The organism is Halomonas sp. BC04 (genome assembly GCF_000568385.1).
Genome location: NZ_AZQX01000278.1, coordinates 1 through 15,581 on the forward strand (window position 1 = coordinate 1; position 15,581 = coordinate 15,581).

15 protein-coding genes and 3 pseudogenes are annotated in these 15,581 nt (G+C 64.4%); 3 read left to right on the forward strand and 15 right to left on the reverse strand.

Going from position 1 to position 15,581, the window contains the following annotated elements:
- The 6 genes from Q427_RS18980 to Q427_RS29205 form a co-directional block, all read right to left on the reverse strand.
- On the reverse strand, positions 1-205 hold a 205-nt coding region (locus Q427_RS18980; RefSeq protein ID WP_043516669.1), incomplete at its 3' end, for an FKBP-type peptidyl-prolyl cis-trans isomerase N-terminal domain-containing protein.
- Between the two features lie 127 nt (positions 206-332).
- Positions 333-776, reverse strand: coding sequence for a universal stress protein (locus Q427_RS18985; protein WP_043516670.1), 444 nt, complete (start codon positions 774-776; stop codon positions 333-335).
- Between the two features lie 32 nt (positions 777-808).
- Positions 809-2,092, reverse strand: coding sequence for a TRAP transporter large permease (locus tag Q427_RS18990; RefSeq protein ID WP_043516671.1), 1,284 nt, complete (start codon positions 2,090-2,092; stop codon positions 809-811).
- A gap of 27 nt (positions 2,093-2,119) precedes the next feature.
- Complete coding sequence (locus Q427_RS18995; RefSeq protein ID WP_043516672.1) at positions 2,120-2,698, reverse strand: TRAP transporter small permease; 579 nt, start codon at positions 2,696-2,698, stop codon at positions 2,120-2,122.
- Between the two features lie 192 nt (positions 2,699-2,890).
- Positions 2,891-3,907, reverse strand: coding sequence for a TRAP transporter substrate-binding protein (locus Q427_RS19000; RefSeq protein ID WP_043516673.1), 1,017 nt, complete (start codon positions 3,905-3,907; stop codon positions 2,891-2,893).
- A gap of 102 nt (positions 3,908-4,009) precedes the next feature.
- Entirely contained in the window at positions 4,010-4,600 is a 591-nt protein-coding gene (locus Q427_RS29205) for a TIGR02444 family protein (RefSeq protein WP_051496529.1), read from the reverse strand.
- Between the two features lie 107 nt (positions 4,601-4,707).
- On the opposite strand from Q427_RS29205, the gene Q427_RS19010 reads away from it, so the two are divergent.
- Positions 4,708-6,660, forward strand: coding sequence for an ATP-binding cassette domain-containing protein (locus Q427_RS19010; protein WP_043516674.1), 1,953 nt, complete (start codon positions 4,708-4,710; stop codon positions 6,658-6,660).
- A gap of 76 nt (positions 6,661-6,736) precedes the next feature.
- Here the strand turns inward: Q427_RS19010 and dtd are convergent, their stop codons facing one another.
- The 3 genes and pseudogenes from dtd to thiD form a co-directional block, all read right to left on the reverse strand.
- Positions 6,737-7,174 (reverse strand): D-aminoacyl-tRNA deacylase, encoded by a 438-nt coding sequence (dtd, locus tag Q427_RS19015; RefSeq protein ID WP_043516675.1) that lies wholly within the window; start codon positions 7,172-7,174, stop codon positions 6,737-6,739.
- A 366-nt stretch (positions 7,175-7,540) separates the two neighbouring features.
- Positions 7,541-8,385 (reverse strand): annotated as a pseudogene (locus tag Q427_RS35570) (universal stress protein).
- 82 nt (positions 8,386-8,467) lie between these two features.
- Complete coding sequence (gene thiD / locus Q427_RS19025; protein WP_043516683.1) at positions 8,468-9,280, reverse strand: bifunctional hydroxymethylpyrimidine kinase/phosphomethylpyrimidine kinase; 813 nt, start codon at positions 9,278-9,280, stop codon at positions 8,468-8,470.
- Positions 9,281-9,325: 45 nt separating this feature from the next.
- Here thiD and Q427_RS19030 point away from each other — a divergent pair.
- A pseudogene (locus Q427_RS19030) lies at positions 9,326-9,755 on the forward strand (YqaA family protein).
- A gap of 28 nt (positions 9,756-9,783) precedes the next feature.
- On the opposite strand, the gene Q427_RS19035 reads toward Q427_RS19030, so the two are convergent.
- The 5 genes and pseudogenes from Q427_RS19035 to Q427_RS19055 all read right to left on the reverse strand — a co-directional run bounded on the left by Q427_RS19035 (position 9,784) and on the right by Q427_RS19055 (position 14,140).
- Positions 9,784-11,175, reverse strand: coding sequence for a TRAP transporter large permease (locus Q427_RS19035; RefSeq protein WP_043516684.1), 1,392 nt, complete (start codon positions 11,173-11,175; stop codon positions 9,784-9,786).
- A gap of 22 nt (positions 11,176-11,197) precedes the next feature.
- A pseudogene (locus tag Q427_RS19040) lies at positions 11,198-11,745 on the reverse strand (TRAP transporter small permease subunit).
- Between the two features lie 92 nt (positions 11,746-11,837).
- Positions 11,838-12,674: an endonuclease/exonuclease/phosphatase family protein gene (locus Q427_RS19045; protein ID WP_043516677.1), complete on the reverse strand. Its 837-nt coding sequence runs from the start codon at positions 12,672-12,674 to the stop codon at positions 11,838-11,840.
- A 15-nt stretch (positions 12,675-12,689) separates the two neighbouring features.
- The gene (locus Q427_RS19050; protein WP_043516679.1) at positions 12,690-13,340 is read right to left on the reverse strand and encodes a thiol:disulfide interchange protein DsbA/DsbL; all 651 of its coding nucleotides are present in this window, start codon (positions 13,338-13,340) and stop codon (positions 12,690-12,692) included.
- A gap of 179 nt (positions 13,341-13,519) precedes the next feature.
- Positions 13,520-14,140, reverse strand: coding sequence for a c-type cytochrome (locus tag Q427_RS19055; RefSeq protein WP_043516680.1), 621 nt, complete (start codon positions 14,138-14,140; stop codon positions 13,520-13,522).
- A gap of 264 nt (positions 14,141-14,404) precedes the next feature.
- Between Q427_RS19055 and yihA the strand changes: the two genes are divergently transcribed.
- Positions 14,405-15,016: a ribosome biogenesis GTP-binding protein YihA/YsxC gene (gene yihA, locus Q427_RS19060; protein ID WP_043516685.1), complete on the forward strand. Its 612-nt coding sequence runs from the start codon at positions 14,405-14,407 to the stop codon at positions 15,014-15,016.
- A gap of 16 nt (positions 15,017-15,032) precedes the next feature.
- Here the strand turns inward: yihA and Q427_RS19065 are convergent.
- On the reverse strand, positions 15,033-15,581 hold a 549-nt coding region (locus tag Q427_RS19065; RefSeq protein ID WP_043516681.1), incomplete at its 5' end, for an HAD family hydrolase.

Here is a 15,581-nt window from a genome sequence, read left to right on the forward strand (position 1 = left end):
CCAGTTCATTCTCTTCGATGACATCGCGTATGGCGTCGGTGAAAGCATCCACGTCCAGGTCGGCATACTCCTGTGCGATGCTCTGGCCATAGGCAACCCCAAGGCTGTAGCTGAGGCGCTCATCCTCGGTCTCCGGTGCGGCCAGGGCAAGCGGTGCTGCGGCCATCAAGGTGACCAAGGAGGCGGAAGTCAGGAGTGTCTTCATGCAGAATCCTTTGGTGATAGAAGCGTTGAGGCGTGAACTCATTGGCAGCTATTCGGACTCTAACAGGGCCGGTCCGGTTCCGCACTCGCCAACAAAGGGCGGAACCGGGCCGGAGGTGTGGCCCAGGTCAGACCACCAGCGTCGGGCAGTGGGCCGAACCCGCCACGCGCTGGGCCACGCTGCCCAGCAACAGGCTCTTTTCTCCGTTGGTGCCCTGGGCGCCGATCACGATCAGGTCGCACTCACGCTTGCGGGCGAAGCGCACGATGGTGCGCGAAGGTCGCCCGCCCTTGACGAAGGCCCGCAGGCGCGCCGGGTCGGCGCCCAGCTCCACCGCCTCGCCCTTGGCATGCACGGCGATCTCGGTGGCGTACTCCTTGAGCGCGTCATCGGGAATATCGAGCTTGTCGGGTCGCACCATGGAGAGCGAGGCCTCCAGCAGGCTGTGGTGCTTGAACACACAAAGAATATAGAGCTCGGCACCGGTCAGCATCTGTAGCCCGACGGCTTTCTGCAACGCCTTCATCGCGCCCTTCGAGCCATCCACCGGTACCAGTATCCGATTGAACATCACCATCTCCTTAGCGGGGTCAGTCTCACCGATCAACGGAAGGCCAGGTCACGCAGGAACAGCGCGATCTGCGGGAACATGATGATCAGTGCCGCCGCCAGCACCAGCATGAAGACAAAGGGTGGCGTACCGCGGATCACCTCCCAGTAGGGTCGCTTGAAGATGGCGATGGCGGTGAAGATGTCGCAGCCGAAGGGTGGCGTCGCCGAGCCTATCGCCACCTGCAGGGTGATCAGCACGCCCACATGGACCGGATCCAGGCCCGAGGCGGCGATGGCCGGGGCGAAGATGGGCGTCAGCACCAGGATGACCACGATGGGGTCCACGAACATGCAGGCGACGAAGAAGGCGATGGAGATCGCAACCAGTACGCCTATCGGCCCGGCCTCGTTGATGCCGAAGGCGGCGAGCAGGGTCTGTGGAATCTGGGCGAAGGAGATGATCCACGAGAAGCCGTTGCCCACGGCCACCAGGATGAACACCACGGCGGTGATCAGGCCGGTGGACTTGGCGATGGTATAGATGTCCGGCATTTTCAGCGAGCGGAAGATCACGAACTCCAGCAGTACCGCATAGAGCACGCAGGCGGCGGCCGCCTCGGTCGGGCTGAAGATGCCACCATAGATACCGCCGATGATCAGCACCGGGAAACCCAGCGGCCAGAGAGCGTTACGCACGGCGACTGTGCGCTGCTTCCAGCTGGACTTCGGTTCTGTGGGCACCTTGTGGTAGATGGCGTAGAACACGCAATAGATCGAGAACATCACAAGGATCAGCAGGCCCGGGCCGATACCGGCAATGAACAGCTCGCCGATGGAGGTTCCTGAAATCACCCCGTAGATGATCATGCCGATGCTCGGCGGGATCAAAAAGGCGATGTCACTGGAGTTGATGATCAGCGCCAGGGTGAAGGGGTCCTTGTAGCCCGCCTTGAGCATGCGCGGACGCAGCGGCGAACCGACGGCCACCACGGTGGCCTGGGTGGAACCGGAAACGGCGCCGAACAGGGTGCAGGAGGCGGCGGTGCTGACCGCCAGTCCGCCTTTGACGTGGCCGACGAAGCTCATGACCATGTCGATCAGCCGCCCGGCGGACTGGCCACGGGTCATGATATCCGCCGCCAGGATGAACATGGGCACGGCGATCAATGCCGTGGGCCGAATGCCGCCCATCATCTGCTGGATGAGGGTCTCCATCTGGCCGGTGCCGCCGAAGGTCATGAAGAAGCCGACGAAGGCCGCCGTAGCCAGGGGAATCATCATCGGGAAGCCGAGCAGCAGCAACACGATCATGAGGGAAACGATTATGGTTGTCATGGTGGTGTAATCCTCTCGCGCTCAGCGTCAGACTTCCGTTTCCGTGTCCTTGTAGCCATCGACCACATGGGTCGACAGGTAGACGTCACGGGAGGTGAGGTTCTTGATGGCGGTGAGCAGGTACTGAATGCCGGTGATGGTGAATCCGACCGGTACCCAAAGGTAGATGATCCATACCGGGATGCTCAGGGAGGGAAGTACGCGCCCGCGGCCATAGAGGGTGCTGATATAGCCGATGGAGTAGTAGCAGAGCGCGAACATCACCACCGATGTGAAGAGGCAGATGAAGATCATTAGCCAGCGCCGCCCCCCTGTGGGAAGGGCGTCATAGAAGGCGGACATGCGGATATGCCGCCCGTGGCGTGCGGCATAGCCGAGCCCGGCGAAGGTGATCATCACGATCAGGATGCGGTTCACTTCTTCGGCAAAGTGCAGGCTCTCGCCGAGCAGGAAACGGCTTAGCACGTTGGCCACGGTATTGATGGCCATCAGGATCACCCCCATGGCGAGGATCACCGACTCGGCCCTGCTGATCCAGGTGTCGGCGACTCCCAGTGGGCCGGGGAGCGTCGAGCGATAGTTCTTCTCGGATTCTTCTTCTGTCATGCGACCGGACTCCAGAAGTGTTCCCTGCAAGGGAGTGAAATGCCTTCGCCATCCTCAAGGGTAAGCAGCGCGAGTCGGATTTGTCCTGCAGGACGTCAACGCTGATTGGCCGGGACGTGAGGATGCCCAAACTACAAGGGGGCAGCCGGCCGGCTACCCCCTTGCGCGCTCACGATGAGTTGCCTGTGGGGCTTACTCTTCGGTCACGGCTTCCAGGTCGGCCTTGAACTGCTCGAGCAGTTCCTGTCCGCGCTCACCGGTCATTTCGATGAAGCGCTCCTCGACTTGGGGAGCCCGCTCGCGGAAGGCCTGGATCTGATCTTCGTCCAGGCGGGTCACGGTAACCTCGTCGGAGGCTTCCTGGATCTTTGCCAGGGATTCATCGGCGAGCCCGGAGATGTGGTCGATGATGTGCTCATAGGCCGCTTCGGTGGCGTCGCGCACCAGCTGCTGCTCCTCTTCGGAGAGACCGTCGAAGAAGTCCTGGTTGGCCATCATGGCGGTGGTGAACCAGCCATGACCGGTGAACACCAGATGCGGAGACACCTCGTAGAGGCCACCGGACTCGATCCAGAAGATCGGGTTTTCCTGACCCTGGATGATGCCGGTCTGCAGGCCGCCGTACACCTCGCCCCAAGGCAGCGGGGTCGGAGTGGCGCCGAAGGCGCGGTAGGTCTCGGAGAGCAGCGGGTTGGTCATGATGCGGATGTTCTTGCCGCGCAGATCGTCCGGGCTGGTGAATGGCTCGTCCAGGGTGACGACCATCTCGCCTTCCGGATACATCTTGAGGAGTTCTAGGCCCTGCTCGGCATAGAGCTCCGGGAACATCTCGTTGATGGCCTTGCTGGTGTTGAAGAACTCGATGACCGACTCTTCGTCGGTGGGCAGCAGATAGGGAATGAAGAAGATCTGCGCCTCGGGAATCAGCGAACCGGTGAAGCCGGGGGACTGATTGACGAACTGGAGAATGCCGGCCTGGGTCTGCTCCATGATGTCGTCGGATTCGCCCAGCTCGCCAAAGCGATAGATCTGGACGGAGTTGTCGGAGTTTTCCTCGATATACTCCTTGAAGGCGACAGCGAACACGTCCTGAACATCACCCTCGAATTCCTCGTGCGCATAGCGCCACTCGGCGGAATGTGCGGCAGCCGACATGCCGAACATCAGCGCGCCGATACTGGCAGTGGTCAACAGCTTGGTTGCCTTCATTATTGTGTTCTCCTCGCAGGTTGGGCCTGTGAAACGCGATTACATCATCAGGCTTTTTGCAGCCACACGAGCTGCATAGCTTTTTTCAGGCTAGCGTGGCACCTAGGGGGGGTCAAGCTGGCATTCAATGGTTTGAAGCGCTAAAAGTTGTGGTTTTTTCTGCAATTGCCAGCGTGAGGCAAGAGAAACTGCCAATTCTGAGCGAGAAGTCGAGTGCCGGACGAGACCTTTCCCGCGTTCGGCCAGTGCCTGCAGGCGAGCGAGGGTTTCCCGCTCGGCGGCAAGTTCGGTGTGTTGCAACCGACGGCGCACTTCGGCCACACCCGTGCTATTTCTCGCTTCCACCTTCATGCGTCGGCGCAGGGTGCGCAGCACCGAGGTGACCTCCTGCTGCCACTGGCGGATCGCCGCGAGTGCCTCGGGTTCTTTTTCCAGGGCCAGGCCATGGTGGTGGAGCCAGCAGTGCCACAGCAGTTCACAGACGTCCACGCCGGCTTCGTCCTGCAGTGTCAGGCAGGCGGCCTCGACCCCGGGGCGTGCATAGAGTGCCAGGGCGAAGTCCCATAGCGGATCCGCCGCCAGTCGACTCCGCAGAGCCGTGTCCATTCGGGTAGAATCGTCACTCATGATCAGGCTGTTGCCACTTGCCGTTACCGCCTTCTGTTCGGGATTGCCGCCGACGAGCGACAGCATCGTTTTCTGCTAAGGAAATGCTGAATAAATCGACGAGCGAGATGAAGCGCAACGCAGCGATTCGCTCGCACAGTCATTTTTGCAGTGTTTCCGTAATTGGAGTCTGCATGATTGCATTGCGCCAGGTCACCCTGCAACGCGGCACCCAGACCCTGCTCGAGGGGGCAGAGCTGACCCTGCACGCCGGGCACAAGGCTGGCATCGTCGGGCCCAACGGCGCCGGCAAGTCGAGCCTGTTCAGCCTGTTGCTGGGAAGCCTCGCGCCGGACCGGGGCGAGGTCGAGATGAGCGGAGGGCAGCGAATCGCCCACATGGCCCAGGATGTGGCAGCGCTGACTCGCCCCATCGTCGATTATGTGCTCGATGGCGACCGGGAGCTGCGCCAGACCGAGGCGGCCCTGGCGCGGGCGCAGGAGCAGGGCGAGGCCCATCGTGAAGCCGAGCTTCACGGCGCCATCGAAGCGCTGGACGGCTACAGTGCCCCCGCCCGCGCCGCCCAGTTGCTGATCGGGCTGGGCTTCACCCAGGCGGACCTCGAGCGGCCCCTGTCGGACTTTTCCGGCGGCTGGCGGATGCGGGTCAACCTGGCGCGCACGCTCTTCATGCCGTCGGACCTGCTGCTCCTCGACGAGCCGACCAACCACCTGGACCTGGACGCACTGCTGTGGCTTGAGCAGTGGTTGACGCGCTACCCGGGGACGCTGCTGCTGATTTCCCACGATCGTGACTTCCTCGATGCCGTCTGCGACCACATCGTGCACTTCGATCGTTGCTCACTGGTGCTCTACCGCGGCAACTACTCTACCTTCGAGCGTACCCGGGCCGAAAAGCTGGCGCTGCAGCAGGCCGAAGCCGCCAAGCAGCAGGCCCGCCGTGCGGAGATCGAGCAGTTCGTGGCACGCTTCCGATACCAGGCCAACAAGGCGCGCCAGGCCCAGAGCCGGTTGAAGACGCTCGAGCGCATGGGCGACATCGCCGTCGCCCATGCCGATTCGCCCTTCCACTTCACCATTCCCTCCTCCGACAAGACCTCGCATCCGCTGCTGGTGCTCGATGAGGCCAGGCTCGGCTATCGGGACGAGGCGGGCAGTGAAATCGTGCAGCTCGACGGGGTAAAGGTGAGCCTGCTGCCGGGGCAGCGAATCGGCCTGTTGGGTCCCAACGGGGCCGGCAAGTCGACGCTGATCAAGTCACTGACCGGTGACCTGCCGCTGCTGGCCGGCAAGCGCGTTCCCGGCGAGCATCTGGCCATCGGCTACTTCGCCCAGCACCAGCTCGAGAGCCTGGATCTGGCCTCCACGCCGTTCCAGCATGTGCTGCGGCTCTCGCCCACGGCAAGCGACCAAGCGATTCGCAACTTCCTTGGTGGCTTCGGCTTCCACGGTGATACCGTCTTCGCCGAGGTGGGGAGTTTCTCCGGTGGCGAGAAGGCGCGGCTGGCTCTGTCGCTGGTGGCCTGGCAGAAGCCCAATCTGCTGCTGCTCGACGAGCCGACCAACCACCTGGACCTGGAGATGCGCGAGGCGTTGACCGAAGCCCTGGCCTCCTTCGAGGGTACGGTCATCATCGTGTCCCACGATCGTCACTTGCTGCGGGCCACCGTGGACGAGTTCTGGTGCGTGGCGGACCACCGGGTCGAGCCCTTCGATGGCGATCTGGAGGATTACCGCGCCTGGCTCAAGGCGCGGCTCGAGGGCGTGCGTCGCGAGGCGCGGGCCGACAAGGCCGAGCGACAGTCAGAGGGCACCGCACCGAAGGAGGATAAAAAGGCGGCCCGGCGCGCCGCCGCCGAACTGCGCGAGAAGCTGCGGCCGTTGAAGAAGGCGCGCGACCGTGCCGAGCAGGCGATGGAGAAGGTCCAGGGCGAGCTTACTCAGGTGGAGGAGGCGCTGGGCGACGCCGAGCTCTATACCGACCCGGCGCGCAAGGCCGAGCTCACCGAGCGGCTGGGGCGTCAGGGCGAACTGAAGTCGCGGCTCGAGGCGCTGGAGACGGAATGGCTCGCCGCCGAGGAGGAGCTGGAGGCGATGGAGGCGGAGCTGCAAGAGAGCGGGGCCTGATCCAAGCCAGACCCCCAGGCTTTGCCAAGCAGTGTGGACAACTGCGCGAGGCGAGCGGCGCCGGGTACAGGCCCCCTCAACTTTCCAACAGAAACGTCACCGGCCCGTCGTTGATCAGCTCGACCTGCATATTGGCGGCGAACTCGCCGCTGGCGACCTTGGGCCAGGCCGCCTGGGCGCGTTCGAGAAGGTAGTGGAACAGCCGCTCGCCCTCCGCCGGTGGCGCGGCGCTGGAGAAGCTCGGGCGCAGCCCCTTGCGGGTATCGGCAGCCAGGGTGAACTGGGAGACCAGCAGCAGCCCGCCGTCGATCTGCTGCAGGTCGAGGTTCATCTTGTCGGCCTCGTCGGCGAACACCCGATAATGCAGCAGCTTGTGCAGCAGCTTGTCGGCGGCGGCCTCGTCGTCACCCTTCTCCACGCCCACCAGGGCCAGCAGGCCCTGATCGATGGCCCCCACGGTCCGCTGGTCGACCACCACGCTGGCGCGCCGCACACGCTGTATCAGGGCTTTCATCCGGCAAGCTTCCTTCTGGCTGTGGATCAGCCGGAAGGGTAGCACGCACCCTCAAAGAAAAGGTTTCTCACACTTTGGCGTGAACCTGCTCTACATAAACTGCATGGTGGAAGGGTGGCTCTACGACAGCGACGCAGGCGCTCCTTGTTGGAGCGCTCGGATCGGCGCCCCGAGTTTCCATCGCGACTGGCGCCGCCAGGCGCCTTGGCGGAGGCCGCAGCGCCAGCGATAGCCGCCAACATAGGCAACACCGCCGGGAGGCCTGCGGCCTCCAGTCGCGAGCTAAAGCTGCTCCGACAGTGTGTCCATCACATTCCTTGCCGTTTCACGCCAGTCTGCGATGAACCAAATAAGAACGAAGAGGCTTTACCAGGCGCGGCACAACATGATGTCGCAATGCGGCTCGGAGAGCAGCGCCTCGGTGATATGGCTATGTCGGCCGAGCTGGCCACGGCTGCCCAGTGCCAGCAGGTCTGGCGGCTGGCGACGCAGCCGGGTCAGCAGCACCTCCAGGGGGTCGCCCTGTTCCAGCACCAGCTCCAGGTCCGGCACGCAGTCGAGTTCGCTCATCAGCTGGTCGGTCTCTCGCTCCAGCTGGCCGCGCAGGCGCTCCACCTCCCGGTCGCGCCAGCGAGCATACTCCTTGTCGGAGCCCAGCTCCCGCTCGCCGGGGATGTCCCAGGCGTGGAGCAGCGTCAGCCGTGCCTCGGGAAAGCGCTTCAGGGTCTCGCGCAGGATATGACGGCTGCCCAGCGAGAAATCCACCGGCACCAGGATATCCTCCCAGTCGCGATTGGCGGGCTGGCTGACCGAGAGCACCGGGCAGGGAGCGCTGCGCAACACCCGGGCCAGGGTGGTGCCGGCGACCAGGTCTGGCTGGCCGCGCTTGCGGTGGGAGCCGAGTACGATCATGTCCACTTCCCGGTCATGGGCTTCACGGATGATCTCGCGTAGGTGGCGCCGGCTACCGTCTGCAACAGTGTCTGCGGCTCGGGCAGGGCATAGTCCTCGCGAATATCCGTCATCATGGCCTGCATGTCGGCCACCACCGCTTCCTCCAGGTCGTGGAGCACCCGCCGTGGCAGGTAGGGGTCAAGCACATGGATGACATCGAGGCGGGCGCCACTTTCATGGGCCAGACGAATGGCTCGAGCGTAGGCGGCGCGGTTCTCTTCCGAGAGGTCGCAGGCAAACAGCAGCGTCTGGGTCATGATGTCGCTCTCCGTGAAGATGGGGCTGACGGGGTCAGGCTTCAGCATGGGCGGGAGGCGGCACGCGCGCAAGGCGGGTTTGTTACCACCAGCGGTGAAAGTGGTGTACCGGACCATGACCATGACCTACATCAAGCCGCCGGCTCTCGGCCAGCGCCGTTTCCAGCCACTGCTTGGCGTTGGTCACTGCCTCGGGCAGCGGGTCGCCCAGGGCGAGGCGAGCCGTGATGGCCGACGAGAGCGAGCAGCCGGTGCCGTGCAGGTTCGAGGTCGCGATGCGCGCTCCTTCCAGCCAACGGGTCTCGCCAGGAGTTATCAACAGGTCGGGGCAGCTCTCGCCCTGCAGGTGGCCACCCTTGAGCAGGACGGCCCCGGCCCCCAGGGCCTCCAGCCGCGGGGCCATGGCTTCCATGTCGGGACGTGTCAGGGGGGGATCGCAACGCAGCAGTACCGCGGCTTCCGGCAGGTTGGGCGTCATCAGGTCGGCAAGCGGCACGAGCACTTCGCGTACCGCGGCGATGCCCACATCATCGACCAGGATATCGCCGCTCTTGGCCACCATCACGGGATCCAGCACGATCCAGCGGGGCCGCCTGGCCTCCAGCGCATCGCGGATGGTCTCGGCCACCTCGCGGGAGGCGACCATGCCGATCTTGACCGCATCGATGGCCACGTCGTCGAGCAGGGTGTCGAGCTGCAGGCGAATGAAATCCTCCGGCACCGGATGCACACCACGGACGCCGCAGGTGTTCTGGGCGGTCAGCGCGGTGACGACGCTGGTACCATAGGCGCCCAGCGCCGAGAAGGTCTTGAGGTCGGCCTGGATCCCGGCGCCGCCGCTGGGATCGGAGCCGGCGATGGTCAATACATTGGGAATGGAGCGGTTCGAGGTCATGACGGTATTGTCTCGCAAGCGGGTCAAAGGTCTTCTGGGGGCGCCATGCTGAGCCTGTTCGTGGTGGCGCTGGTCAGTGCCACCCTGCTGCCGGGTGGCTCCGAGGTATGGTTGGCCCGGCTCTGGTGCCTGGGGGAGCCTGTGATGATGTTGTGGCTGGTGGCGACTTCCGGCAATACCCTGGGCAGCCTGATCAACGTCTGGATGGGGCGCTATGCCCGTCGCTTCCAGGACCGGCGCTGGTTTCCCGCCTCGCCCCAGGGGCTGGCCCGTGCCGAGCGCTGGTACCAGCGATTGGTGAATGGAGCCTGCTGCTCTCCTGGCGCCGGTGATCGGCGACCCGCTCACCGTGCTGGCCGGCGTCTTCCGGCTGCCCTGGTGGCGGGCCATCCTGCTGATCACCCTGGCCAAGGGGACCCGCTATGCCGTGGTGTTGTATCTGGCACAGGCCTGGCTGGCCCCGCTTTGCCAGTGACCCCCCGGCCAGCAAGCCCACTGGCGGCTTACAGTATCGAGGGTAGCCAGGTGGCCAGGCCCGGGAACAGCGCCAATGCCCCCAGCATACCCAGCTGGATCAGGATGAAGGGGATCACGCCCCGGTAGATGGCCGAGGTCGGCACCGACTGGGGCGTTACCCCGCGCAGGTAGAACAGGGCAAAGCCGAATGGCGGCGTCAGGAACGAGGTCTGCAGGTTCACCGCGATCATGATGCCGAGCCAGATCGGGTCGAGGCCCATCATCAGCAGTACTGGCCCGACGATCGGCACCACCACGAAGGTGATCTCGATGAAGTCGAGAATGAAGCCCAGCAGGAAGATCACCAGCATCACGATCAGGGTCGCTCCCACCACGCCGCCGGGCATCGCCTCGAACAGCCCGGTGACCAGTTCCTCGCCGCCATAGGCGCGGAACACCAGCGAGAACAGCGCCGCCCCGATCAGGATCAGGAAGACCATGCTGGTCACCTGGGCCGTGGTGCGCACCACTTCGCGCAGCATTGGCAGGTTCAGGCGGCGGTTGACCAGGGCCAGCAGGAAGGCCCCCATGGCGCCTACCGCCGAGGCTTCAGTGGGTGTGGCGAAGCCGCCGAGAATCGAGCCGAGCACCGCGACGATCAGCAGCACCGGGGGGATCAGTCCCTTGATCAGCAGGGGCCAGATGCTGCCGCGATGGCCCAGTTCGTCCATCAGTGACTGACGGTCGGCGGCAGGGGCGGTTTCGGGTTTCAGCCAGGCCGTTGCCGTCAGGTAGACGATATAGGCCACCACCAGCAGCAGGCCGGGGATCAGCGCACCGACGAACAGGTCGCCGACCGACACCGTCTTGGGGCTCCACACCCCCATGGCCAGCTGGGCACGCTGATAAGCGTTGGAGAGCACATCACCCAGCAGCACCAGTGCGATGGAGGGGGGAATGATCTGGCCCAGGGTGCCGGTGGCGCAGATGGTGCCGGTGGCAAGCGAGGGCGAATAGCCCCGCTTGAGCATGGTGGGCAGTGACAGCAGGCCCATGGTCACCACGGTGGCGCCGACGATGCCGGTGGAAGCGGCCATCAGCATGCCCACCAGGATCACCGAAATTCCCAGCCCCCCGCGCAGCGTGCCGAAGAGCAGCGCCATGGCGTCGAGCAGGGTTTCGGCGATTCGCGACTTCTCCAGCAGGACACCCATCAGTACGAACAGCGGTACCGCCAGCAGGGTGCTGTTGGTCATGATGCCGTAGAGTCGGTTGGGCATGGCGCCGAGCATGCGCGACTCGAAGTGGACCGGTACCCCCATGTTCTGCAGGAGTATGCCGAGGCCGGCAAACATCAGGGCGGTACCGGCCAGTGCCAGCGCTACCGGGTAGCCCAGCATCAGCACCAGGCAGACGGTGAAGAAGAGAATCAGCGGCATGAAATCGAGGAGGAATTCCACGTCAGAGCACCTCCCCGTGGTCCGGGGTGTTGCCCGGCGCCTTGCCGCGCAGTATCAGCACCTGACGGATCACCTGGGCCACGCCCTGGATCAGCAGCAGGCCAACCATCACCAGTATCAGCGACTTGAGCAGATAGACGCCGGGTATGCCGCGTCCGGCGAGCGCTCGAGAATGGCCCAGCTGCTCCTGACATAGCCGTAGCTGCCGATACCGATGAAGAGCACCACCGGGAACAGCAGGAACAGGGTGCCCAGCAGGTCGATCCAGGCGCGCCCTCGGTCGGACAGCTTGCGATAGAAGATATCGACGCGCACATGGCCATCGTGGCGCAGGGTCCAGGCGGCACCCAGCATGAAGACCATGGCGTGCATGTACATGACCGACTCCTGCATCACGATGCTATGGATGCCGATGACATAGCGCATCACCACGATGGCAAACTGCACCAGCATCATGACGATCACCAGCCAGGCGATAAAGCGGCCCACGACCTCGGTAAAGCCGTCGAGCCATGCGAGCAGGACCGGATCACGGTTCGCGGTTGGCATGGGGGTCTCTCGTAGTCGAAACAGATAAGGGACGCATCATCGCCGATTCGGCGTGACGCGTCATCCCCGTGTCTCAACGACAGGTGACGGGATCAGGCCGAGTGGTAGCGGGTATGGTGCTTGAGCAGGTCGTCGAGTATGTCCCGACAGGCCGCAGGGAGCGCCAGATCGACGGCGATCGGCAGATGGTCGGAGAAGAGGTGGTCGAGTACGCGCACGTCGCGAGCCTCCAGCGAGTTGGAGATCAGGATGTGGTCCAGGGCGCGGCGGGGCTGCCAGGATGGGTAGCTGAGCAGCGGACGTACCGGATGCAACGGCAATGAGGCACAGAAACGGGAGTGGCTGTGCAGCTGGTCCGGGGTGCAATTGAGATCGCCCATTACCACCACGTGGCGCAGTGGCTGGATGATCTCGCTGAGGTAGTCGAGCTGGCGAACCCTGCCGCGATGGCTCAGGGCCAGGTGGGCGACGAACAGGTGGAGCGCATCCGGCCCGTCCCCATAGCGGGCATGGATGGCGCCCCGCCCGGGGAGCGTGCCGGGAAGGCGATGCTCTTCGACCTGGGTGGGGGCGAGGCGCGACAGCAGCCCGTTGCTATGCTGGGCGAAGCGTCCCAGGTTGCGGTTCAGCTGCTGGTAGTGGTGGGGAAAGCCGCCATGGGTGGCCAGGTACTCGACCTGGTTGACATGGCTGGAGCGAAAGCTGCCCCCATCGACCTCCTGCAGCCCCACAATGTCGAAGCGCCCCAGTACCTCGCTGACCATGCTGAGGCGGCGCAGACGCTGGGGGTGCGGCAGCAGGTGCTGCCAGCTGCGTGTCAGGTAGTGATGATAGGCCGACGTCTGAATCCCCACCTGCATGTTGAAGGTGAGGAGTTTCAGGTGTCCGCCATCCAGTGGCGGTGTCTTTGCATCGGCCAGCCGGGACATCTCTTTCGACACGGCCTATTCTTCTCTTTCCTGACGCACTCTTTCTACCAGGGCATTGGCTATCTGGGGCATGTTTTCCAGGCTGCCGGCGCTGCTGGGCGTCACCAGGTAGCGACCGTCCACCACCAGGGCCGGGACGCCCATCAGGCGCATGGCGCGCATGCGGGCATGGGCCTGGTTGACCTGGGACTTCACTGAGAAGGCGTTCAGAGCCTGACGCGCGTCGTCTTCGCTGACACCGTAGTCGCTGAAGAAGGCGGCAATGCTGTCGGTATCGGTCAACCGTTGGCCATTCTCATGAATGGCAGCGAAGATGTCGGCATGCGCCTCCTCGCGGATGCCCAGCTCTTCGGCGGCATAGAAGACCGCCGCATGGGTGTTCCAGTCGCCGCCCATGGTGGCCGGCAGGTGGATGATGCTGACGTCGTCGCCGAGAGTTTCGTACCAGGCATCGACGGAGCTCTGCAGGTTGTAGCAGTGTGGGCAGCCGTACCAGAACGCCTCGGTGACCTCGATCTGATCGTCGGTGACACGGGTCTCGACGCGCTCGGGGAGTACCTCGTAGTGCTGGCCTTCCACCAGGGTGGCGGCCGAAGCCAGCGTCGACAGGCCGATGCCGGCCAGTGCCATCAGTGCGGTCTGGATGAAGCGTGAAGACTGGGACATTGCGTTGTCACTCCTTGAAAATGCCGTGTTCGCCTGGCGAATGGCGGGGCAGCGCCGGTTACGCTCGTGACTTGGAGCCCTGGGAGAAGCCAGGGTTCCGAGACGGTCCGAAACAGCGAAGGCGGCCGAGGGCCGCCTTCCTTGATCGGCCGATGAGCCGGGCCGCGCTGATGCCAGAATCAGTGCAGGCCAAGGATGTAGTTGGCCACGGCCGCCATGTCGTCGTCACTCATCTTGGCGGCGATGTCACCCATCATGTTGGCGGGGTCATTGGCCCGCTCGCCCGAGGCGAAGTCCTGCAGGGTGGCGATGGTGTACTCGGCGAACTGGCCGGAAAGGGCCGGGTAGATGGCAGTATGAATGCCTTCACCGGCTGGGCCGTGACAGGCTGCACAGGACGGGATGCCCTTGGACATGTCGCCGGCGCGGTAGAGCTCCTGGCCGCGGGCGATCAGCAGTTCATCGGGGGCAGACTGGCCGATGTTGGCATCCTGCTCCGCATAGAACGCGGCCACGTCCCAGGCGTCCTGGTCGGAGAAGTCGTCGACTTGGCCGACCATCTCCGGGACCAGTCGCTCGCCGTCACGGATATCCATGATCTGCTTGGCCGTGTAGCTCATCTGCTGACCGGCCAGGTGCGGGAAGGAGCTGGCGGGGCTGATGCCGCTTTCTCCGTGACAGGCGGCGCAGGGCTGCGCCAGCTCGCGTCCGGCTGCCGCATCGGCATCCGCTTCCAGGTCCGCGTGGGCGGCGCCAACGGCGCCCATGGTCAGTGCCAGGCTTGCCAGTAACTTTCTCATCGCAGTTTCACTATGCCGTTGTGTTGTTTACCGGTACGCACCCTGGGTGCCACCCTGGCCTGCCACTTCACAGGCCGGGTTCGCCCTGTTGTCCGAAGCGCCGGTTGCGCCGGTCGCTGACGGCAAGAGCGCGGTGGTACACTAGCGCGCCCAGGTCGCAGAGAAAAAGACGCTGCATTATAACGAATCAAGCCCGTCTCGGGAATGCAGGTCAAGCCCCCGGCGACGGGATACATCTACTCCTTTCGGCAGGACCTCGACGCCATGGCCCAATTTCACTACCCGTCAGCGCGCTTCATGACCAGTGCGCCCACCCTTGCCCAGTGCCCGCCCGACGAAGGGGCGGAGGTGGCGTTTGCCGGCCGCTCCAATGCGGGAAAGTCGAGCGCTATCAATACCCTGACGCGGCAGAAGGCCCTGGCGAGGACCTCGCGTACCCCGGGGCGCACGCAGCTGATCAACCTCTTCTCGCTGGGTGACGACACCTCGCGACGGCTGGTCGACCTGCCCGGCTATGGCTATGCCAAGGTGCCCGAGGAGGTGAAGCGCGAGTGGCAACGCCATCTGGCGGAATACCTGCGCGGGCGGCGCTCGCTCAAGGGCGTGGTCCTGGTGATGGACGTGCGTCATCCACTCACCGAGTTCGACCAGACCCTGCTGGGCTGGGCCGATGAGCAGGAAATGCCCGTTCACATCCTGCTGACCAAATCGGACAAGCTGAAGTCAGGTGCCGCCAAGAGCGCGCTCCAGCAGGTGCGCAGCCGGCTGCGCGAGTGGGAGGACCTGGTCAGTATCCAGCTGTTCTCCTCACTCAAGAAAGAAGGTGTCGACGAGGCCAGCCGGCGACTCGATGTCTGGTTGACCGATCCCGAGTAACCACTGAAGTACGTTATCAGCCCTGCTCCACCCCGACCAGCGAATGCAGCAGCTGGGGCAGTTCCCGCACGTGATTTAGCCGGTGAATGCCGATGGGCAGAGGCGTGTCATCGACATGGGGTGAAATCCAGGCGACCGGCATGCCCAGGCGGCGGGCCGGTTCCACGTCCTCGCGCCAGGAGTCGCCCACGTGAAGGGTTCCGGCCGGTGAGGTGCCGAGCCGAGCCAGGGCGGCCAGGAAGGGGCGCGCATCGGGCTTGGGGGCGAGGAGCTCGCCGGCAGCGATGGCCACCGGGAAGTGGCGGCCCAGCGGCAGCCGGTGGACGTCCACGTTGCCGTTGGTGATGCTGGCAAGCCGGTAGTCTCGGCCGAGCGATGACAGCAGGGAATCCACCTCCGGGTGCGGCGTGACCCGATGGCGCAGCAGCATGAAGCGATCCATGGCTGCACCGGCCCACGACCGGGCGGCATCAGCCTCTAGTCCATACTCTCCCAGCAGCCACTGCAGCGCCTGCTCGCGCAGCCAGGTGAAGTCCCCGCGGCGCAGCGGGTGGGCGGCGGCCAG